General features: G+C 71.4%; 20 protein-coding genes and 5 tRNA genes. 6 read left to right on the top strand and 19 right to left on the bottom strand.

The genetic code is table 11. The annotated features are described in order from the left end of the window. Positions 1-56: 56 nt before the first annotated feature. Both recG and ACWEJX_RS14945 read right to left on the bottom strand, forming a co-directional pair. Complete coding sequence (gene recG / locus ACWEJX_RS14950; RefSeq protein WP_451607855.1) at positions 57-2,276, bottom strand: ATP-dependent DNA helicase RecG; 2,220 nt, start codon at positions 2,274-2,276, stop codon at positions 57-59. Between the two features lie 86 nt (positions 2,277-2,362). Next, on the bottom strand, positions 2,363-4,006 hold the full coding sequence (locus ACWEJX_RS14945; protein ID WP_451607854.1) for a DAK2 domain-containing protein: 1,644 nt from the start codon (positions 4,004-4,006) through the stop codon (positions 2,363-2,365). 232 nt (positions 4,007-4,238) lie between these two features. On the opposite strand from ACWEJX_RS14945, the gene rpmB reads away from it, so the two are divergent. After that, a complete protein-coding gene (rpmB, locus tag ACWEJX_RS14940; RefSeq protein WP_003957616.1) occupies positions 4,239-4,424 on the top strand; it encodes a 50S ribosomal protein L28 in 186 nt (61 codons plus the stop codon). A 123-nt stretch (positions 4,425-4,547) separates the two neighbouring features. On the opposite strand, the gene thiD is transcribed toward rpmB, so the two are convergent. Next, the gene (gene thiD, locus ACWEJX_RS14935) at positions 4,548-5,354 is read right to left on the bottom strand and encodes a bifunctional hydroxymethylpyrimidine kinase/phosphomethylpyrimidine kinase (RefSeq protein WP_451607853.1); all 807 of its coding nucleotides are present in this window, start codon (positions 5,352-5,354) and stop codon (positions 4,548-4,550) included. Further along, positions 5,351-6,313 carry a thiamine-phosphate kinase gene (locus ACWEJX_RS14930; protein WP_389208922.1) on the bottom strand — a complete coding sequence of 321 codons (963 nt, stop codon included), beginning with the start codon at positions 6,311-6,313 and terminating at the stop codon, positions 5,351-5,353. Before ACWEJX_RS14930 ends, thiD begins: the two co-directional genes overlap by 4 nt. A gap of 245 nt (positions 6,314-6,558) precedes the next feature. Between ACWEJX_RS14930 and ACWEJX_RS14925 the strand changes: the two genes are divergently transcribed. Both ACWEJX_RS14925 and ACWEJX_RS14920 read left to right on the top strand, forming a co-directional pair. After that, positions 6,559-6,792: an Lrp/AsnC ligand binding domain-containing protein gene (locus tag ACWEJX_RS14925; protein WP_451607852.1), complete on the top strand. Its 234-nt coding sequence runs from the start codon at positions 6,559-6,561 to the stop codon at positions 6,790-6,792. A gap of 23 nt (positions 6,793-6,815) precedes the next feature. Beyond that, positions 6,816-7,298, top strand: coding sequence for a DUF3515 domain-containing protein (locus tag ACWEJX_RS14920; protein ID WP_451607871.1), 483 nt, complete (start codon positions 6,816-6,818; stop codon positions 7,296-7,298). A 33-nt stretch (positions 7,299-7,331) separates the two neighbouring features. On the opposite strand, the gene ACWEJX_RS14915 is transcribed toward ACWEJX_RS14920, so the two are convergent. The 3 genes from ACWEJX_RS14915 to ACWEJX_RS14905 all read right to left on the bottom strand — a co-directional run bounded on the left by ACWEJX_RS14915 (position 7,332) and on the right by ACWEJX_RS14905 (position 10,368). Further along, positions 7,332-8,471 (bottom strand): D-alanine--D-alanine ligase family protein, encoded by a 1,140-nt coding sequence (locus ACWEJX_RS14915; RefSeq protein ID WP_451607851.1) that lies wholly within the window; start codon positions 8,469-8,471, stop codon positions 7,332-7,334. Positions 8,472-8,608: 137 nt separating this feature from the next. Continuing rightward, positions 8,609-9,610 (bottom strand): NAD(P)H-dependent glycerol-3-phosphate dehydrogenase, encoded by a 1,002-nt coding sequence (locus ACWEJX_RS14910; RefSeq protein ID WP_451607850.1) that lies wholly within the window; start codon positions 9,608-9,610, stop codon positions 8,609-8,611. Further along, positions 9,607-10,368 carry a lysophospholipid acyltransferase family protein gene (locus ACWEJX_RS14905; RefSeq protein ID WP_451607849.1) on the bottom strand — a complete coding sequence of 254 codons (762 nt, stop codon included), beginning with the start codon at positions 10,366-10,368 and terminating at the stop codon, positions 9,607-9,609. The genes ACWEJX_RS14910 and ACWEJX_RS14905 overlap by 4 nt, the downstream gene beginning before the upstream one ends. Positions 10,369-10,661: 293 nt before the next feature. Here ACWEJX_RS14905 and cofC point away from each other — a divergent pair, with 293 nt between their 5' ends. Both cofC and ACWEJX_RS14895 read left to right on the top strand, forming a co-directional pair. After that, complete coding sequence (gene cofC / locus ACWEJX_RS14900) at positions 10,662-11,321, top strand: 2-phospho-L-lactate guanylyltransferase (RefSeq protein ID WP_403791732.1); 660 nt, start codon at positions 10,662-10,664, stop codon at positions 11,319-11,321. A 26-nt stretch (positions 11,322-11,347) separates the two neighbouring features. Beyond that, positions 11,348-11,551 carry a hypothetical protein gene (locus tag ACWEJX_RS14895; protein WP_451607848.1) on the top strand — a complete coding sequence of 68 codons (204 nt, stop codon included), beginning with the start codon at positions 11,348-11,350 and terminating at the stop codon, positions 11,549-11,551. A 204-nt stretch (positions 11,552-11,755) separates the two neighbouring features. On the opposite strand, the gene ACWEJX_RS14890 is transcribed toward ACWEJX_RS14895, so the two are convergent. The 4 genes from ACWEJX_RS14890 to leuC all read right to left on the bottom strand — a co-directional run bounded on the left by ACWEJX_RS14890 (position 11,756) and on the right by leuC (position 14,957). Then, entirely contained in the window at positions 11,756-12,457 is a 702-nt protein-coding gene (locus ACWEJX_RS14890; RefSeq protein ID WP_451607847.1) for an HU family DNA-binding protein, read from the bottom strand. Between the two features lie 143 nt (positions 12,458-12,600). Further along, entirely contained in the window at positions 12,601-12,828 is a 228-nt protein-coding gene (locus ACWEJX_RS14885; RefSeq protein WP_403791736.1) for an SCO5555 family protein, read from the bottom strand. Positions 12,829-12,932: 104 nt separating this feature from the next. Further along, positions 12,933-13,526: a 3-isopropylmalate dehydratase small subunit gene (gene leuD, locus ACWEJX_RS14880; RefSeq protein WP_403791738.1), complete on the bottom strand. Its 594-nt coding sequence runs from the start codon at positions 13,524-13,526 to the stop codon at positions 12,933-12,935. A 6-nt stretch (positions 13,527-13,532) separates the two neighbouring features. After that, positions 13,533-14,957, bottom strand: coding sequence for a 3-isopropylmalate dehydratase large subunit (gene leuC / locus ACWEJX_RS14875; protein ID WP_451607846.1), 1,425 nt, complete (start codon positions 14,955-14,957; stop codon positions 13,533-13,535). Positions 14,958-15,097: 140 nt separating this feature from the next. Between leuC and ndgR the strand changes: the two genes are divergently transcribed. Then, entirely contained in the window at positions 15,098-15,814 is a 717-nt protein-coding gene (ndgR, locus tag ACWEJX_RS14870; RefSeq protein ID WP_128977462.1) for an IclR family transcriptional regulator NdgR, read from the top strand. A 153-nt stretch (positions 15,815-15,967) separates the two neighbouring features. On the opposite strand, the gene ACWEJX_RS14865 is transcribed toward ndgR, so the two are convergent. The 8 genes from ACWEJX_RS14865 to ACWEJX_RS14830 all read right to left on the bottom strand — a co-directional run bounded on the left by ACWEJX_RS14865 (position 15,968) and on the right by ACWEJX_RS14830 (position 19,625). Next, positions 15,968-16,040: transfer RNA gene (locus ACWEJX_RS14865), tRNA-Glu, on the bottom strand. A 29-nt stretch (positions 16,041-16,069) separates the two neighbouring features. After that, positions 16,070-16,141: transfer RNA gene (locus ACWEJX_RS14860), tRNA-Gln, on the bottom strand. 22 nt (positions 16,142-16,163) lie between these two features. Continuing rightward, positions 16,164-16,236, bottom strand: a tRNA-Glu gene (locus ACWEJX_RS14855). Positions 16,237-16,297: 61 nt separating this feature from the next. Next, positions 16,298-16,370: transfer RNA gene (locus ACWEJX_RS14850), tRNA-Glu, on the bottom strand. A 41-nt stretch (positions 16,371-16,411) separates the two neighbouring features. Next, a tRNA-Gln gene (locus tag ACWEJX_RS14845) sits at positions 16,412-16,483 on the bottom strand. Positions 16,484-16,578: 95 nt separating this feature from the next. Then, the gene (locus ACWEJX_RS14840; RefSeq protein ID WP_451607845.1) at positions 16,579-17,301 is read right to left on the bottom strand and encodes an HAD family hydrolase; all 723 of its coding nucleotides are present in this window, start codon (positions 17,299-17,301) and stop codon (positions 16,579-16,581) included. A 61-nt stretch (positions 17,302-17,362) separates the two neighbouring features. After that, positions 17,363-18,838, bottom strand: coding sequence for a glutamate--tRNA ligase (gene gltX / locus ACWEJX_RS14835; protein ID WP_451607844.1), 1,476 nt, complete (start codon positions 18,836-18,838; stop codon positions 17,363-17,365). Next, positions 18,831-19,625 (bottom strand): fumarylacetoacetate hydrolase family protein, encoded by a 795-nt coding sequence (locus ACWEJX_RS14830; RefSeq protein WP_403791745.1) that lies wholly within the window; start codon positions 19,623-19,625, stop codon positions 18,831-18,833. The genes gltX and ACWEJX_RS14830 overlap by 8 nt, the downstream gene beginning before the upstream one ends. Positions 19,626-19,732: the final 107 nt, after the last annotated feature.

Here is a 19,732-nt window from a genome sequence, read left to right as displayed (position 1 = left end):
GTTGTCCAAAACCTATTACGCGCGTAACAGCTTATGGCTGTTTCGGCCCCCTCGCGTCAGCCCTTCTCCAGGTACTCCTCCCGCTCCTTGTCGAGGAGCGCGTCCAGGGCGGTGCGCAGCTCGGGGTGGGCGGTGAGGTCCGGGTCGGCGAGGACGAGGGCGGTGGCCTCCTCGCGGGCGGCGGCGATGACCTCTTCGTCGTCGATGACGGCGAGCATCCGCAGCGAGGACCGGGCGCCGGACTGGGCCTGGCCGAGGACGTCGCCCTCGCGGCGCTGTTCCAGGTCGATGCGGGAGAGCTCGAAGCCGTCCAGGGTGGCGGCGACCGCGTTCAGGCGCTGGCGGGCCGGGCTCGCCTCGGGCATCTCGGTGACGAGCAGGCACAGCCCCGCGGCGGAGCCACGGCCGACGCGGCCGCGCAGCTGGTGCAGCTGGGAGACGCCGAAGCGGTCGGCGTCCATGATCACCATGGCGGTGGCGTTGGGCACGTTGACGCCGACCTCGATGACGGTCGTGGCGACCAGGACGTCGACCTCGCCGGCCGCGAAGCGGCGCATGACGTCGTCCTTGTCGTCCGGGTGCATCCGGCCGTGCAGCACCTCGACGCGCAACCCGGCGAGCGGGCCGCTGCGCAGCTGCTCGGCGACCTCGACCACGGCGAGCGGCGGGCGCTTCTCGGCCTCGTCCTCCGGGCTGGGCTTCCGCTTGGCGCTCTGCTTCTGGTCCTCCTCGTCGCCGATGCGCGGGCAGACCACGTACGCCTGGTGGCCGGCCTCCACCTCCTCCCGGACCCGCTCCCAGGCGCGGGCGAGGAAGTGCGGCTTGTCGGCGGCCGGCACGACATGGCTGGCGATCGGGGAGCGGCCGGCCGGGAGCTGGTCGAGGACGGAGGTCTCCAGGTCGCCGAAGACCGTCATGGCGACGGTGCGCGGGATCGGTGTGGCCGTCATCACGAGGAGGTGCGGCGGCTGCTTGCCCTTGCCGCGCAGGGCGTCGCGCTGCTCGACGCCGAAGCGGTGCTGCTCGTCGACGACGACCAGGCCGAGGTCGTGGAACTGCACCTTGTCCTCGATCAGCGCGTGGGTGCCGATGACGACGCCGGCCTCGCCGGTCACAAGGTCGAGGAGCGCCTGCCGGCGCGCGGCCGTCCCCATGGAGCCGGTCAGCAGCACCACCTTGGTGGCGTTCTCGGCGCCGCCGAGCATGCCGCCCTCGGCGAGCTCGCCCATCATCTCGGTGACGGACCGGTGGTGCTGCTGCGCGAGCACCTCGGTGGGCGCGAGCATCGCGGCCTGTCCTCCGGCGTCGACGACGGCGAGCATGGCGCGCAGCGCCACCAGCGTCTTGCCGGAGCCCACCTCGCCCTGGAGGAGGCGGTGCATGGGGTGTTCGGTGGCCAGGTCGTCGAAGATCTCCTTCGACACCTTCTGCTGGCCGTCGGTGAGCGTGAACGGCAGCTTCGCGTCGAAGGCGGTGAGCAGCCCGTCGGCGGCGGGGCGGCGGGCGACGGCGTGGAGCTGGGTGTCGGCGTGGCGGCGGCGGGCGAGGGCGACCTGGAGGACGAACGCCTCGTCCCACTTGAGGCGGTCGCGGGCGTCCGCGATGTCCGCCTTGGTGCGCGGGCGGTGGATCTTCATGAGCGCGTCCGGCAGGTCCGTGAGACCGCGGCCCTCGCGCAGCGCGGGCGGCAGCGGGTCGACGAGGCCCTCCCACGCGGTGGCCGCCATCGAGTCCAGGGCGATGGAGACGGACTGCTCGATGGTCCAGGACTCCAGCTGCTTGCAGGCCGGGTAGATCGGCAGCAGTTCGTTGGCGAAGGCGCGGACGGTCTCGGTGCTGCTCTCGGCGTCGAGCAGCTTGTACTCGGGGTGCGCGAGCTGGAGGCGCCGGTTGAAGAGGCCGACCTTGCCGGCGAACATCGCGCGGCGGCCGGGCAGCAGCTCCTTCTGGTGGAAGTGCACGGTGCGGCCGAAGAAGACCAGCTGCATCCGGCCGCTGCCGTCGGTGATCGTCACCTCAAGGCGCTGCCCCTTGCCGCGGCCGCCCTTGTTGAACGTGTGCACGCGCGCGTCGGCGACCTGGGCGACGACCGTCACGTGCTCGTCCAGCGGCAGGTCGGCGAGCGCGGTGAGCTCGCCGCGCTCGGCGTACCGGCGGGGGTAGTGGTGCAGCAGGTCGCCGACCGTGTGCAGGTCCATGTGCTCGGCCATCACCTTGGCGGTGGCGGCGCCGAGCAGTTTCTTGAGGGGTTCGTCGAGCGCGGGCACGGTACCCATTGCACACCACACCACTGACACCCGTCGCCTACCGGCGACGGGAAGTCCCCCGTCGCGGCGGCCTGGCGCCCCTGCCCCCGTACCCCCTACTCCACCCCGATCAGCAGGGGCGGCGCGCCCTCGCCCGCCTGGTACGTGGTGGTGTCGACGGCCAAGTAGGTGGCGCGGACGTGGCGTTCGAGGGTGGAGGCGAGGGCCGGCGGGGTGTCGGCGGCGGTGACGATGGTGACGAGTTCGCCGCCGGCGGAGAGCATGCGGTCGAGGACGGTGCGGGCCGTGGTGGTGAGGTCCTGGCCGATGACGGCGACGTCGCCCTCGATGAGGCCGAGGACGTCGCCGGCCTGGCAGACGCCGGCGGAGGTGAAGGACTGGCGTTCGGCGACGGCGAGTTCGGCGTAGCGGGTGGCGCCGGCGGCGGCCGTCATGGCGACGACGTCCTCGTCGAAGCGGCGCTCGGGTTCGTGGACGGCGAGGGCGGCGATGCCCTGGACGGCGGCCCGGGTGGGGATGAGGGCGACGCGGATGCCTTCGGCGCGGGCCTGTTCGGCGGCCTCGGCGGCGACGGTGCGCAGGTCCGTGTCGTTGGGGAGGAGGACGACCTCGTGGGCGTGGGCGCGGCGGATGGCGTCGGCGAGCTCCGCGCCGGTGGGGGGCTCTCCGGGGCGGGCGAGCAGCGTGGTGGCGCCCGCCCCGGCGCAGAGGCCGGCGAGGCCCTCGCCGGGGACGACGGCGACGATGGCGCGTCCGGCGCGCTCGGCTGGCTCGGCGTGCCCGGCGCGCTCGGAGTGCCCTGCGTGCCCGGCGCGCTCGGAGTGCTCGGCGTGCACGTCGAAGTGGGTGATGCGGATGCGGTACGGGCGTCCCGCCTCGACCCCGGCCTCGACGGCGGCGCCGGCGTCGTCGACGTGGACGTGCACGTTCCACAGCCCGTCGCCGCCGACCACGACCAGGGACTCGCCCAGCGCGTCGAGGCGGCTCTTCAGGCGGTCCACGGCGGCGTCCCGGGCCTCCAGGAGGTAGATCACCTCGTACGCGGGCCCGCCCCCGCCCTCGCAGGCGACGTCTTCCAGGACCGGGTGGCGCACGGGGCCGAGGGGGTGCTCGGGCGGCTCGCCCGTGAGCGTCTCCACGAGTGCCCCGAGCACCGCCACCAGGCCCCGCCCCCCGGCGTCCACGACTCCGGCGCGTTCGAGCGCGGCCAACTGCCCGGGGGTCGCGTCCAAGGCCGTCCGGGCCCCCTCGTAGGCCTTCCTGGCCACCGTCGCGAGCTCCCCGCCCGTCCCGCAGGCGTCGGCGGCGGCGCGGGCGACGGTGAGGACGGTGCCCTCGACGGGGTGGGCGACGGCCGCGCAGGCCGCCTCGGCGGCGCCGGCGAGGGCGCGGGCGAGGTGATCTCCGTCACCGCCGTCGGCGAGGACGGCGGCCATGCCGCGCAGCAGCTGGGACAGGATCGTCCCGGAGTTCCCGCGGGCGCCGAGCAGCGCGCCGTGCGCCATGGCCCGTATGACCTCGGCCACTCCCGCGCTCCCGGGGACCCCGTCGACCGCCCGGGCCGCCGACTCCACCGTCAGGTACAGGTTCGTACCGGTGTCCCCGTCCGCGACGGGATAGACGTTGATGGCGTCGATCTCCTCGCGCTCCCGGCCGAGCGCCGCCAGCGCCCCTGCGCACCAGGACCGGACGGCTTCGGCGTCGAGGATCTGCGGGGCTCGCGGCGTCGGGTGGGGCAACGCGTGGTCCTCCTGTGCTCTGCGCTGGGTTCACCGCAGCGTAGACCCGGGCTCACCAGGGGCCCGGGGCGGGGGCCGGGCGGAACATGGTAGTTTCGTTCCACCGAAGCGGTCGTTGTATGCTGCTTCGGTTGCCCGGCACCGTCGGGCCATTCCCCGGCAAACCACTTCAGATCCTAGATCCGATCCGGTGCGCCGGATTCCTGTAAATCTGAAGTCTTTGGAGTGACCCGTGGCTGCCAACTGCGACGTCTGCGGCAAGGGGCCGGGCTTCGGCAACAACATTTCGCACTCGCACCGCCGTACGTCTCGTCGCTGGAACCCGAACATCCAGCGTGTGCGTGCCGTGGTCGGTCGGACGCCGAAGCGGCTCAACGTCTGCACCTCGTGCATCAAGGCCGGCAAGGTCTCGCGCTAATTGGTGCTCCCCCGCGTCAAGCGGGGACAGCCCCGCCGACGTTTCGTCGTAGCGCAGCCCTGCGGTTGCCTTGAAAGGCCGGTTCACCTCGGTGAACCGGCCTTTTGCCTTGCCCGGGAACGGTTACCGGGACCGCTGTCGCCAGGCGTGGTCGACCGGACCGATGCCCGAGCCCAGCGCGAACCCCGCCGCGATCGCGCCCGTCACGTACGCCTTCGCCTCCCGCACCGCCTCCGGCACCTCCAGCCCCTTCGCGAGGCCCGACGCCACCGCCGAGGCGAGCGTGCAGCCCGTCCCGTGCGTGTGCCGGTTGTCGTGGCGCGGGGCCCTGAACCAGTGCTCCTCGGTGCCGTCCGTCAGGAAGTCGACGGCCTCCTCGCCCGAGGCGTCGAGGTGCCCGCCCTTGATGAGCGCCCAGCGCGGCCCGTACGCGAGGACCGCGTCGGCGGCCCGCCGCATCCCGTCCTCGTCCTCGACCACCACGCCCGTGAGCTGCGCCACCTCGTCCAGGTTGGGCGTGGCCACGGTGGCGGCCGGGAGCAGCTTCGTACGGACGGAGCCGAGCGCGGAGGCGGCGAGCAGCGGGTCACCGTGCTTGGAGACGCCGACCGGGTCGACGACGACGGGGGCCGCGACGGAGGAGAGCAGTTCGGCCACCGTCTCGACCAGCGCGGCGGACGCCAGCATGCCGGTCTTCACGGCCTGGACGCCGATGTCGTCGACGACGGCCCGGAACTGGGCCCGTACGGCCTCCTCGGGCAGCTCCCAGGCGCCCTGGACGCCCCGCGAGTTCTGTGCGGTCACGGCCGTGATCACGCTCATGCCGTGGACGCCGAGCGCCAGCATCGTCTTGAGGTCGGCCTGGATGCCCGCGCCGCCGCCGGAGTCGGATCCGGCGACGGTCAGGACGAGAGGAGGCCGGGTGCTCACTCCGTACCGCCGAAGTGGTCCCAGCCGCCCTTGCTGTGCCAGGGCGCGCCGTCCACGGTCACCTGCGGCAGCGCGGACGGGTTGAGGACCTCGCCGATGACCTTCCAGCGGGCCGGCAGCTTCACGTCCGGCGGGAAGGTGGCGACGATCGCGTGGTCCTCTCCCCCGGTGAGCACCCACTGGAGCGGGTCGACGCCGACGGCCTGGCCGATGTCGTGCATCTGGGTCGGGATGTCGATGAGGCCGGAGCGCAGGTCGATCCGGACCTTGCTGGCCTCGGCGATGTGCCCGAGGTCGGCGATCAGGCCGTCGCTGACGTCGCACATGGCGGTGGCGCCGAGCCCGGCGGCGGCCGGGCCGGCGTGGTACGGCGGCTCGGGGCGGCGGTGGGCCTCGACGAAGGCGCGCGGGGAGCGGAAGCCGCGGGAGAGCACCGCGTATCCGGCGGCGGACCAGCCGAGCCAGCCGGTGTAGGCGACGACGTCGCCGGGCTGGGCGCCGCCCCGGGTGACCGGGTCGTGGTTGCGGAGGTCGCCGAGGGCGGTGATGGAGACCATGATCGTGTCGCCGCGGACGACGTCGCCGCCGACCACCGCGGCGCCCGCGACCTGACATTCGTCGCGCAGTCCGTCCATGAGTTCCGTGGGCCAGGTGACCGGGAGTTCGGCGGGGACGACGAGCCCGAGCAGCAGCGCGGTCGGGACGGCGCCCATGGCGGCGATGTCGGCGAGGTTCTGCGCCGCGGCCTTGCGGCCGACGTCGTACGCCGTCGACCAGTCGCGGCGGAAGTGACGTCCTTCGAGCAGGATGTCCGTGCTGGCCACCACCCGCCGGTCGGGGGCGGAGACCACGGCGGCGTCGTCGCCGGGGCCGATCCGCACCGCGGGGGTGGAGGTGAGCCGGGAGGTGAGCTCCCTGATGAGCCCGAACTCGCCCAGCTCTCCGACTGTGCCCTTCACCGCGTGTCACCTCGTGTCGTCGTGCCGGCCGCCGCGCCGCTCCGCCGCTCCTCGCCGTGCGGGTCGCGGGCCGTCACCGTGCCGGATACCGTCAAGTTAACCGTCAAGCCGACCGTCAACTTCTCATCTGCCTGCGCCACACCGCGGGCGCCTCCGGGCGCGGAGGTCTCCCCGCGGCCCGCGGCGACGCGGTACCGTGGCGTCTCTTTCTCCCACAAGATCCTCGTGGCCGCCCTGGAGGTTCCGTGGTACAGGCGTACATCCTTATTCAGACCGAGGTGGGCAAGGCGTCGACCGTCGCCGAGACCATCTCCAAGATCACTGGAGTCATCCAGGCCGAGGACGTGACGGGTCCCTACGACGTGATCGTCCGCGCCGAGGCCGACACCGTGGACGCGCTCGGCCGCATGGTGGTCGCCAAGGTCCAGCAAGTGGAAGGCATCACGCGCACCCTCACCTGCCCGGTCGTGCATATCTAGCCCCCGTCTACCCTTGGCCGGTGATGTCTTCCCACCGGCCCTTCGGCCTGTCCGTCTCCGCCGCCGCGGTCGGCGTGCTGCTGCTCGCCGTCACGGGCTGTTCCTCCGCGGACGCGAAGGCGTCGGTGGCGGTTCCCGGTCCTCCGGCGGCCGAAGCCGCCTTCTGCCGTGCGCTCGCGAAGGAGTTGCCCGACACCGTGGCGGGTCTGGAGCGGACCGGCACCGAGCCGGAGTCCGAGCTGACCGCCGCGTGGGGGGATGCGGCGATCGTACTGCGCTGCGGGGTCCCCCGACCCGAAAAGATGAACGATCCGCAGGCGCAGGGGATCGACGCGAACGGCGTGAACTGGCTGTTCGAGCCGCGCGCGGGCGACGGCCCCCGCTTCACCACGACGTACCGGAAGACGTACGTCGAGGTGACGCTGGACAAGCGGTACGCGCACGATGTCGGCCCGCTCGTGGATCTCGCCGCCCCCGTGAAGAAGGCCGTCCCGCCCAGCCTCTGAGCGGGAGGGCCGGCCTCTGAGCGGGAGGGCTGCCTAGCGCAGGCCGGTGGAGCGGTTCAGCGCGGCCTGGATGAGCCGGTCGACGAGCTCCGGGTAGCTGACGCCGCTCTCCTGCCACATGCGCGGGTACATGGAGATGGGCGTGAAGCCGGGCATGGTGTTGATCTCGTTGATGACGAAGCCGCCGTCCTCGGTGAGGAAGAAGTCGGCGCGCACCAGGCCCTCGCAGGAGACCGACTCGTAGGCGAGGACGGCGAGGCGCTGGACCTCGGCGGTGGCCTCGTCGCCGATCGGCGCGGGCACCAGGCCCGAGGCCGAGTCGATGTACTTCGCCTCGAAGTCGTAGAAGTCGTGGTCGGTGACCGGCGGGATCTCGGCCGGCACGCTGGCGCGCGGGCCGTCCTCGAACTCCAGGACGCCGCACTCGATCTCACGGCCCTTGACCAGCGCCTCGACGATGATCTTCGGGTCGAAGCGGCGGGCCTCCTCGACGGCCTCGTCCAGGCCGGAGAGGTCGTCGACCTTGGTGATGCCCACGGAGGAGCCGCCACGGGCCGGCTTCACGAAGAGCGGCCAGCCGTGGTCGGCGGCGAACTCCACGATCTTCTTGCGGGCCGCGGCCGGGTTCTGCTCCCACTCGCGCGGCCGGATCACCTCGTACGGGCCGACGGGCAGGCCGAAGGAGACGAAGACGCGCTTCATGTACTCCTTGTCCTGGCCGACGGCGGAGGCGAGGACGCCGGCGCCGACGTACGGGATGCCGGAGAGCTCCAGGAGGCCCTGGAGGGTGCCGTCCTCGCCGTACGGGCCGTGCAGCATCGGGAAGACCACGTCGACCTCGCCGAGGGCCTGCGGCAGCGAGCCGGGCTCGTTGAGGACGACCTCGCGGCTGGCGGGGTCGACGGGCAGGACCACGCCGCCGGTCTCGGACTCGGCGAGCTGGGCGACGTCCGGCAGGACGCGGCCGGCGATCGCCATCCGCTCGGGGGCGTCGGCGGTCAGCGCCCAGCGCCCCTCCCGGGTGATGCCGATGGGCAGCACGTCGTACTTGTCCCGGTCGATGGCGCGCAGGACGGCACCGGCGGTGACGACGGAGATGGCGTGCTCGGAGCTGCGTCCGCCGAAGACGACGGCCACGCGCGGCTTGCGGGGGCTCTGGGTGTTCTCGCTCATATCGCGATGAGCGTACCCTGCGGCGTCCGAACTGCTGAGCGCCCCGCTTCCGCTTCGCGCGTCCGGCTCAGCGCCGCCCTGCGGTTCGGCGTGCCCTGCGGCTCAGCGCCGCCCTGCGGTTCGGTGTGCCCTGCGGCTCAGCGCCGCTCGGCCTTGGCGCTGCGCGACATCAGCTCCTTGAGCGCGACGATCGGCGGCTTGCCCTCGTGGACGATGGACACGACCGTCTCGGTGATGGGCATGTCGACGCCGTGCCGGCGGCCCAGATCGAGCACGGACTCGCAGGACTTGACGCCCTCGGCGGTCTGCTTGGTGGCCGCGATGGTCTCCTGGAGGGTCATCCCGCGGCCCAGGTTGGTGCCGAAGGTGTGGTTCCGGGAGAGCGGCGAGGAGCAGGTGGCGACGAGGTCGCCGAGGCCGGCCAGGCCGGAGAAGGTGAGCGGGTCGGCGCCCATGGCGAGGCCGAGCCGGGTGGTCTCGGCCAGGCCGCGGGTGATGAGCGTGGCCTTGGAGTTGTCGCCGAGGCCCATGCCGTCGGCGATGCCGACGGCGAGCCCGATGACGTTCTTGACGGCTCCGCCGAGTTCGCAGCCGACGACGTCGGTGTTGGTGTACGGGCGGAAGTACGGCGTCATGCAGGCGGTCTGGAGCCGCTGGGCGACCGTCTCGTCGGCGCAGGCGACGACGGCGGCGGCGGGCTGCCGGGCGGCGATCTCGCGGGCCAGGTTGGGGCCGGTGAGCACCGCCACGCGCTCGGCCGGGACGTCCGCGACCTCCGTGATGACCTCGCTCATCCGCTTGGCGGTGCCGAGTTCGATGCCCTTCATCAGGGAGACGAGGACGGTGCCGGGGGCCAGCTTCGGCGCCCAGTCGGCGAGGTTCTCGCGCAGCGTCTGGGAGGGCACGACGAGGACGGTGAAGTCGGCGTCGCGCGCGGCCTCGGCGGCGTCGGCGGTGGCCGTGATGCCCTTGGGGAGTTCGACCCCGGGCAGGTAGTCGGGGTTGACCCCGGTGCTGTTGATCGTCTCCGCGAGGGCGGCGCGGCGGCCCCAGAGGCTGACCTCGCAGCCCGCGTCGGCGAGCACCATGGCGAAGGCGGTGCCCCAGGATCCGTTGCCGAAGACGGCTGCCTTGGTCACTTCTTGCCTTCCTCAGCGGCCTTCGCGGCCTTGCGGCGCTGCTCCTGGCGCGCCTTCCTGTGGTCGTACGGCTCGGCCGGGGCCTTCTCGCCGCGGACCTCCTCCAGGATCCGGGTGATCGCCGCCATGATCTCCTCAGTGGCCTCGCGCAGCACGTCGGGCGTGGGTTCGAGGTCGTAGAAGCGGGAGAGGTCGACGGGCGGACCGGCCTGCACGATCAGGGTCTTGCGCGGCCAGAGGCTGAGCTTGTTCTCCTTGGCGTACGGCGGCATCGCGAGGTTGGCGCCCCACTGGGCGACCGGGATGACGGGCGCCTTGGTGAGCAGCGCGACCCGGGCGGCGCCGGTCTTGCCGGCCATGGGCCACATCTCGGGGTCGCGGGTGAGGGTGCCCTCGGGGTAGAAGGCGACGCACTCGCCGCGCTCGATGGCGTCGACGGCGGACCGGAAGGCGTCCAGGGCGTTGGTGGTCTCGCGGTAGACCGGGATCTGGCCGGTGTTGCGCAGCATCGTGCCGACGAAGCCGCCCTTGAAGAGGCCGGCCTTGGCCAGGAAGCGGGGCACGCGGCCGGTGTTGTACTGGTAGTGCGCGTAGGACAGCGGGTCCAGGTACGAGTTGTGGTTCACCGCGGTGATGAAGCCGCCGTCGGCCGGGATGTGCTCCGTTCCGCGCCAGTCCCGCTTGAACAGCACCACCAGCGGGGGTTTGGCGATGACCGCCGCCAGGCGGTACCAGAAGCCGATTCTGCGGCGGGACACTCGGACACCTTTCTCCGGACTGGTTCGCGGGGAGGGTCAAGTGTCGCCCCCCGCTCCTGGGCTGTCGAGGACACCGTACGCCCCGGGGCCCGGCCGGTTCGCGCGGGCGGGACGGAACTCCTGGGGCGCGGGCGGCCGGAAACCGGGCGGTGGGCGGGAGAAGAGAGGCCGGCGGGTGGGAGGGAACCGGGCGGTGGGTGGGAGAAAACCGGCCGGCGGGTGGGAGGGAACCGGGCCGCGGGTGGGAGAAAAGGGGCCGGCGGACCGGGCGGAGGCGGGAAGAATGGGGCCCGATGAAGAGCTACGCCGACGAGAGCGCGGACGACGGCTGGTCGCTCGTCGTGCCCCTGAAGCCGCTGGCACGGGCGAAGAGCCGGCTCGGCCCCGCGGTGGGCGGCCCGCTGCGCCGCCGCCTGGCGCTGGCGTTCGCCGAGGACACGGTGGCGGCGGTGCTCGCCTGCCCCGCGGTACGGGATGTGGCGGTCGTCACGGATGATCCGGCGGCGGCCGGGGCGCTCGCGGCGCTCGGCGCGCGGATCGTGCCGGACCTGCCGGGCGCGGGGCTCAACGGGGCCCTCGCGCACGGGGCCCGTACGGTGCGGGCGGGGCGGCCCGGGGCCCGGGTGGCGGCGCTGAACGCGGACCTTCCGGCGCTGCGGCCGGCCGAGCTCGCGCGGGTCCTGGCGGTGGCGGGGCAATTCCCGAGGGCATTTCTCGCGGATGCCGCCGAAATAGGTACGACATTCCTCTCGGCCGGTCCGGACACGGAATTGGAACCGGCTTTCGGAGGGGCTTCCCGGCGTCGGCATTTGTCGTCGGGAGCGGTGGAAATCCGGCTGGCAGGGGTGGATTCCGTACGCCGGGACGTGGACACCGGAGAGGATCTGGCGGCGGCCCTGGCGCTCGGCGTGGGGCCGCGGACGGCGGCCCGCTGGGTGCGCGCGGCCGGTTAGCGGGCGGGCCGGATAGGCTGCCGTCCATGCAGGCGACCGCGTACACGTACGATCCCGAGACCCACAGCGGCAGCGTGCTGCTGGACGACGGCACCCCGGTCGAGTTCGGGGGCGACGCCTTCGTGGCGGGCGGGCTGCGGCTGCTGCGGCCGGGGCAGCGGGTGCGGATCGAGACGGAGGGCGAGGGTGCGGCCCTGCGGATCACGCTGGTGACGCTGCAGACGTTCTAGCGGCGCCCGTACGACCGCACGCACGGCCCCGCATGCACGGCCCCGCATGCACGGCCCCGCATGCACGGCCGCATGTACGACCGCGTGCACGGCCGCCCACACGGCTGCTCGTGCAGCGTTCATACGGCCGAAAATCCCCTTGTACGCGCCGCGGGCCGGGCTCCCCGACAGGGAGCCCGGCCCGGCGTATGAGCACGCGCCGCCTTACTTCTTCGCGGCGGTGGTCTTCTTCGCGGTGGTCTTGCGCGCCGTCGTCTTCTTGGCGGGCGCCTTCTTCGCGGTGGCCTTCTTCGCCGGCGCGGTCTTCTTGGCGGTGGCCTTCTTCGCCGCCGCGGGCGTGGCCTTCTTGGCCGCGGCGGCGGTGGTGGTCTTCTTCGCCGTCGTGGTCTTCTTGGCGGCGGCCGTGGTCTTCTTCGCGGCGGCCGTCGTGGTCTTCTTGGCCGCGGCGGCGGTGGTCTTCTTCGCCGGGGTGGCCTTCTTCGCCGGGGTCGCCTTCTTCGCGGCGGCCTTCTTGGCGGTGGTGGCCTTCTTGGCCGCGGCCTTCTTCACGGTGGCGGACGCGGCGCCGCCACCCATGAGGCTGCCCTTCGGGGCCTTCTTGACGGAGACCTCGCCTCCCTTGGGGAGCTTCTTCGAGCCGCTGACCAGGTCCTTGAAGCCCTGACCCGCGCGGAAGCGCGGAACGGAGGTCTTCTTGACCCGCACGCGCTCACCCGTCTGCGGGTTGCGGGCGTAACGGGCGGGGCGGTCGACCTTCTCGAACGACCCGAAGCCGGTGACCGAGACCCGGTCGCCGGAGACCACGGCGCGCACGATGGCGTCGAGCACGTGGTCGACGGCTTCGGCGGCCTGCTGGCGGCCGCCCAACTTGTCGGCAATCGCTTCTACGAGCTGCGCCTTGTTCACGTCTTCCCCTTCGGAGACTTTGCCAGAACGAAAGTGTTCAAGCTTTTTCGCACGTTAGGCATGTATATACCGCAAATCAAACACGAAACGGGCTAATCACCCTAGTGCCGCAACGCGGAAGACGCGTTGCGGAGTTCCGGGCGTCAGTCGTCTTCAGGGAATCGACCCTCGTCGAGGTCCTTCATCAACCGGTCCAGACGCGCTGCCGCGTCCGTGATGTCGTGCTTCGCCGCGGCCGTCACGACCAGCAGCTTCCGGGACAGCGCCATCCTTACGCCCTCCGGGACTTGCAGTTCGCGCACCCTTCTGTGCGCTTGCTTCAATCGGGCGGCGACGGCCTCGTAGAGCTCGAGTTGGCTGTCACCTTCCATGCACCGATTGTGCCATCTAGGGCGAGTTGTCGCCCGACCGGGCCTCAACAAGCGACTGCGCCCCCCACCGGGCGGTGGGGGGCGCAGTCGTGGAAACGCGCTGCTCAGACCGTAATTGTACGGGGCTTGAAGGCCGGTCGAGCTGCCTCGTAGGCGGCGATGTCCGCTTCGTTCTGAAGGGTGAGGCTGATGTCGTCCAGACCGTTCAGCAGCCTCCACCGTGCGTTCTCGTCGAGCTCGAAGTCGGCGTCGATCCCGGGGGCGAGGACCTTGCGGGCCTCCAGGTCGACGGTGACCTCGACGGTCGGGTCGGCCTCGGTCAGCTCCCACAGGGCGTCGACGGTGGCCTGCGGCAGGACGACGGTGAGCAGGCCGTTCTTCAGCGAGTTGCCGCGGAAGATGTCGGCGAAGCGGCTGGAGATCACGGTCTTGAAGCCGTAGTTCTGCAGCGCCCAGACGGCGTGCTCACGGGAGGAGCCGGTGCCGAAGTCGGGGCCGGCGACCAGGACCGTGGCCCCCTGCCGCTCGGGGCGGTTGAGGACGAACTGCTCGTCCTTGCGCCAGGCCTCGAAGAGACCGTCCTCGAAGCCGTCGCGGGTGACCTTCTTCAGCCAGTGCGCCGGGATGATCTGGTCGGTGTCGACGTTGCTGCGGCGCAGCGGGACGGCGCGGCCGGTGTGCGTGGTGAAAGCTTCCATGGTTCCTCAGACCCCCGCGGTGGTGGCGACGTCGGACAGATCGGCCGGGGAGGCCAGGTGGCCCAGGACGGCGGTGGCGGCGGCGACCTGGGGGGAGACCAGGTGGGTGCGGCCGCCCTTGCCCTGCCGGCCCTCGAAGTTGCGGTTGGAGGTGGACGCGGAGCGCTCACCGGGGGCCAGTTGGTCGGGGTTCATGCCCAGGCACATGGAGCAGCCCGCGTGCCGCCATTCGGCGCCGGCCTCCTTGAAGACCTTGTCCAGGCCCTCCTCGACGGCCTGCAGAGCGACCCGGACGGAGCCGGGGACGACCAGCATGCGGACGCCGTCGGCGACCTTGCGGCCCTCCAGGAGGGCGGCGGCGTTGCGCAGGTCCTCGATGCGGCCGTTGGTGCAGGAGCCTACGAAGACGGTGTCGACCTTGATGTCGCGCAGCGGCTGGCCGGCGGTCAACCCCATGTACTCCAGGGCCTTTTCGGCGGCGAGGCGCTCCGAAGCGTCTTCGTACGAAGCCGGGTCGGGGACGTTCGCCGAAAGCGGGGCGCCCTGGCCGGGGTTGGTGCCCCAGGTGACGAACGGGGCCAGCTCGGCGGCGTCGATGACGACCTCGGCGTCGAAGACGGCGTCCTCGTCGGTCTTCAGCGTCTTCCAGTACGCGACGGCGGCGTCCCAGTCCTCGCCCTCGGGGGCGTGGGCGCGGCCCTTCAGATAGGCGAAGGTGGTCTCGTCGGGGGCGATCATGCCCGCGCGGGCACCGGCCTCGATGGACATGTTGCAGATGGTCATCCGGGCCTCCATCGAGAGCTTCTCGATGGCGGAGCCGCGGTACTCCAGGACGTAGCCCTGGCCGCCGCCGGTGCCGATCCTCGCGATGATCGCCAGGATCAGGTCCTTGGCCGTGACGTCCTCGGGCAGCTCGCCGTCGACGGTGATCGCCATGGTCTTCGGGCGGGCCATGGGCAGCGTCTGGGTGGCCAGCACGTGCTCGACCTGGCTGGTGCCGATGCCGAAGGCCAGCGCGCCGAAGGCGCCGTGCGTGGAGGTGTGGGAGTCGCCGCAGACCACGGTGGTGCCCGGCTGGGTCAGTCCCAGCTGCGGTCCCACCACGTGGACGACGCCCTGCTCGACGTCGCCCAGCGGGTGCAGCCGGACGCCGAACTCGGCGCAGTTCTTGCGCAGGGTCTCCAGCTGGGCCCGGGAGACCGGGTCCGCGATCGGCTTGTCGATGTCGAGCGTCGGGGTGTTGTGGTCCTCGGTGGCGATGGTGAGGTCGAGGCGCCGCACCTGCCGGCCGTTCTGCCGGAGACCGTCGAAGGCCTGGGGGCTGGTCACCTCGTGCAGCAGGTGCAGATCGATGAAGAGGAGGTCGGGCTCGCCCTCGGCGCGCCGGACGACGTGGTCGTCCCAGACCTTCTCCGCGAGTGTCCTACCCATCGCTTTCCCTCCGGCCGGCGGCGTGCGCCGGCACCCTAGAGACCCGTTTCGCGGGCCGTCGTGCGGCCGCACCTCAAGAGTGACAAGATCCTCGGAAAATTGAACTTGCGTTTCACAGAGTGAGACGCGAATATCGTTTCATGGACAACTCTAGCGGCGTAGGCGTTCTCGACAAGGCAGCCCTTGTCCTGAGCGCCCTGGAGTCCGGTCCGGCCACCCTCGCAGGTCTGGTCGCGGCGACGGGACTCGCACGACCCACGGCACACCGACTGGCCGTGGCACTGGAACACCACCGGATGGTGGCCCGCGACATGCAGGGCCGGTTCATCCTCGGACCGCGGCTGGCGGAGCTCGCCGCCGCGGCCGGTGAGGACCGCCTGCTCGCGACCGCCGGGCCGGTGCTGACGCATCTGCGCGACGTGACGGGCGAGAGCGCCCAGCTCTACCGGCGCCAGGGCGACATGCGCATCTGCGTGGCGGCGGCGGAGCGGCTCTCGGGCCTCCGGGACACCGTGCCGGTCGGCTCCACGCTGACCATGAAGGCCGGCTCGTCCGCGCAGATCCTGATGGCCTGGGAGGAGCCCGAGCGGCTGCACCGCGGCCTCCAGGGCGCCCGCTTCACGGCGACGGCCCTGTCGGGCGTACGGCGCCGCGGCTGGGCCCAGTCGATCGGCGAGCGCGAGCCGGGCGTGGCGTCCGTCTCCGCGCCCGTACGCGGCCCCTCGAACCGCGTGGTGGCCGCCGTGTCGGTCTCGGGCCCGATCGAGCGTCTGACCCGCCACCCGGGCCGTATGCACGCCCAGGCGGTCATCGACGCCGCCGCCCGCCTGACCGAGGCGCTGCGCCGCAACGGCTGACCCTGCCCGCTTTCCCTCTCTTCATCTGTACGTGTCCGGCCCACCGCTCCAACGCCGCAGCGGTGGGCCGGAGTTGTGTGTGTCCTCCGACACAGCGACTGCGACACGACAACGAAGAAGCCCTCCCCCGAAGGGAAGGGCTTCTTCTGTGCGTACCCCCGACCGGATTCGAACCGGCGCTACCGCCTTGAGAGGGCGGCGTGCTAGGCCGCTACACAACGGGGGCTTTGGATCATACGTTTCCGCAGATCCGAGCTGGTCTACCAGGACTCGAACCTAGACTAACTGAACCAGAATCAGTCGTGCTGCCAATTACACCATAGACCAATACGTGGTTAGACCAGCGTCGTACCCCCGACCGGATTCGAACCGGCGCTACCGCCTTGAGAGGGCGGCGTGCTAGGCCGCTACACAACGGGGGCCCTAGCGATCCTGCATCAGAGTCACCGGGAGCTACCCAGGTGATCCTGCGGGAAGGATCTGTACCCCCGACCGGATTCGAACCGGCGCTACCGCCTTGAGAGGGCGGCGTGCTAGGCCGCTACACAACGGGGGCTTTGTGGATGCCATCCACGGTTTGCAGATGAGCTCTGCGAGCTGGCCTACCTGGACTCGAACCAAGACTAACTGAACCAGAATCAGTCGTGCTGCCAATTACACCATAGGCCACCGGAACTTGATCACTTCGAGAAGGGATCCTGCTCGGCTTGCGCTTTCGGGGCTTTCCGGCCTTTCGGCCCGTTCCCCTCGGCGCAGGAAGAACATTACCCGAAGGTGGACGGTGCTCCAAAACGCGTATCCCCGAGCAGCACCCCGGGCAGCTGGTGGAGGTCCGTGATGCGGGTCAGCTCGGGCCTTCCGCCGGTGTCCGCGCGGTCCAGCCAGACCCCGAGCAGCCCCGCCTCGACGGCGCCGCGCGCGTCCGTGTCCGGCTGGTCCCCGACGTACGCCACCTGGCCCGGCGGCAACCCCAGGGCCGTACAGGCCGCGTGGAACGCCTCCGCGGCCGGCTTGGCCACCCCGAGCTCGGCGGCGCACAGAACGGCCTCGAAGCGGTCCCGTACGCCCAGGGTGCGGAGCTTGGGGTCCTGGGCGTGGATGCTGGAGTTCGACAGGACGCCGTGGCGGTAGTCACGGGCCAGCAGGTCGAGCACGGGCACGGCGTCGGGGAAGAGCTCCCAGGCGGCCTCGTAGTGCGCCACGTAGCGGTCGAACCAGCCGTCGGCCTCGTCCGAGGTCATCCCCGGCCGCTCCAGGAAGTCCCGCACCCGCCACCGCCGCTGCTCCTGCCAGTCGCCGAGCCCGGCCTCGTAGCGCCGCCAGTGCAGCTCCGTGAGCTCCTTCCAGCGCCCGAGGGCCCGGTCGACGGAGTCCCACCCGTCGACCAGGCCCTCGGCGGCCAGGTGCGCCCGCATGCCGGCGCGGTCGGCGCTCCCGTAGTCGAAGATCGTGTCGTCCACGTCCCAGAGGACGGCGCGGATGGTCATGGAAACGACGGTACCCCCGCCCCGGGTACGGGACGGGGGTACCGGTGGGTACGGGCCGGGCTCAGCCGGCGAGCTTCGCCAGGGCCGCGTCGACGCGAGCCAGGGTCTTGTCCCGGCCCAGGATCTGGAGGGACTCGAAGAGCGGCAGGCCGACCGTGCGGCCGGTGACGGCGACGCGGACCGGGGCCTGGGCCTTGCCGAGCTTGAGGCCGTGGGCCTCGCCGGCGGCCAGGACGGCGTTCTTGAGCGACTCCGGGTCGTTCCAGTCGGCGTCCACGAGCTTCTCGCGGGCGGTGGTGAGCAGGGCCGCGGGCTCGCCCTTCATCGCCTTGTCCCAGGACGGCTGGTCGAAGACCGGCTCCTTGAGGAACAGGAAGTCGACGTTGGCCGTGATGTCCGACAGGACGGTCAGGCGGGTCTGGGCGTACGGCGCGATGGCCTCCCAGGCGGCGCGGTCGAAGTCCTCGGGGGCCCAGTTGGCGTGCGGGGCGTTCAGCCACGGCTCGCAGGCCGCGGTGAAGTCCTTCACGTCCAGCATGCGGATGTGGTCCGCGTTGATGGACTCGGCCTTCTTGAGGTCGAAGCGCGCCGGGTTGGCGTTGACGTCCGCGATGTCGAACTTCTCGACCATCTCGGGGATGGTGAAGAGGTCCTGGTCCGCGGAGAACGACCACCCGAGGAGCGACAGGTAGTTCAGCAGGCCCTCGGGGAGGAAGCCGCGCTCCCGGTAGAGGTTGAGGGAGGCCTGCGGGTCGCGCTTGGAGAGCTTCTTGTTGCCCTCGCCCATGACGTACGGCAGGTGGCCGAAGGCCGGGATCTGCTTGGCCACGCCCAGCTCGATCAGCGCCTTGTAGAGCGCGATCTGGCGCGGGGTGGAGGAGAGCAGGTCCTCGCCGCGCAGGACGTGGGTGATCTCCATCAGGGCGTCGTCGACCGGGTTGACCAGGGTGTACAGCGGGGCGCCGTTGGCGCGCACGATGCCGTAGTCCGGGACGTTCTCCGGGGTGAAGGTGAGCTCGCCGCGGACCAGGTCGGTGAAGGTGATCGTCTCGTCCGGCATCCGGAAGCGGACGATGGCCTCGCGGCCCTCGGCCTTGTAGACCTCGACCTGCTCGGCGCTCAGCTCGCGGCAGTGGCCGTCGTAGCCGGACGGCTTGCCGGCGGCGCGGGCGGCCTCGCGGCGGTCGTCCAGCTCGGTCTGGGTGCAGTAGCAGTGGTACGCGTAGCCGCCGGCGAGGAGCTTGTCGGCGACGTCCTTGTAGATGTCCATCCGCTGCGACTGGCGGTACGGCTCGTGCGGGCCGCCGATCTCCGGGCCCTCGTCCCAGTCGAGGCCGAGCCACTTGAGCGAGTCGAGCAGCTGGTTGTACGACTCCTCGGAGTCGCGCGCCGCGTCGGTGTCCTCGATGCGGAAGACCATGGTGCCCTGGTTGTGCCGCGCGAAGGCCCAGTTGAAGAGGGCGGTGCGGACCAGGCCCACATGGGGGTTGCCGGTCGGGGAGGGACAGAAACGTACGCGGATGTTCGCGTTAGCCACGCTTGATCACCCTGTTGGTGAGAGTGCCGATGCCTTCGATGGTGACGGCGACCTCGTCGCCGACGGTGAGGGGGCCGACCCCGGCGGGGGTGCCGGTGAGGATGACGTCGCCCGGGAGCAGCGTCATGGCCTCGGTGATGTGGACGACCAGGTCCTCGATGGAGCGGATCATGTCGCTCGTACGGCCGAGCTGTCGTTGTTCGCCGTTGACCGTGGCCTGGATGGTCAGGTCGCTCGCGTCGGCGATGCTCAGGCCGGTCTCGACCCAGGGACCCAGCGGGCAGGAGGTGTCGAAGCCCTTGGCGCGGGCCCACTGGGACTCGCGCTGCTGGACGTCGCGTGCGGTGACGTCGTTGGCACAGGTGAAGCCGAAGACGACGTCCTTGACGCGCTCGCGGGGAACCTCGCGGCACATGCGGCCGATGACCACGGCCAGTTCGGCCTCGTGGTGCAGCTCGTTGGAGAAGGAGGGGTACTCGATGGCGTCGCCGGGGCCGATCACGGAGGTGGTGGGCTTGAAGAAGGCCACCGGGACCTCGGGGACCTCGTTGCCGAGTTCCTTCGCGTGCTCCGCGTAGTTGCGGCCGATGGCCACCACCTTGTTGGGGAGCACGGGCGGCAGGAGCCGGACCTTGCTCAGCGGGACCTTGGTGCCGCTGAGCTCGAAGTCGGTGTACGGGATGCCCTTGATGATGTCGAGGACCAGGCCGCCGGACTCGACGGTTCCCTCGCCCTCGACCGCACCGAACGCGACGTTGCCGTCGATGGAGAATCTGGCGATGCGCACGAGTGCTGTCGCCCCTCACTTGCTACTGGCTGGAGTCTGACGCTCCAGGCTAACGCGGCGCGAGGGGCCGACCGGCGGATTTGCCGCCTGGTCGCGGACGCGCGGGG

The organism is Streptomyces sp. NPDC004788, assembly GCF_053601115.1.
Note: the sequence above shows the minus strand (reverse complement) of the source record. Positions and strands in the feature narration are given on the sequence as shown.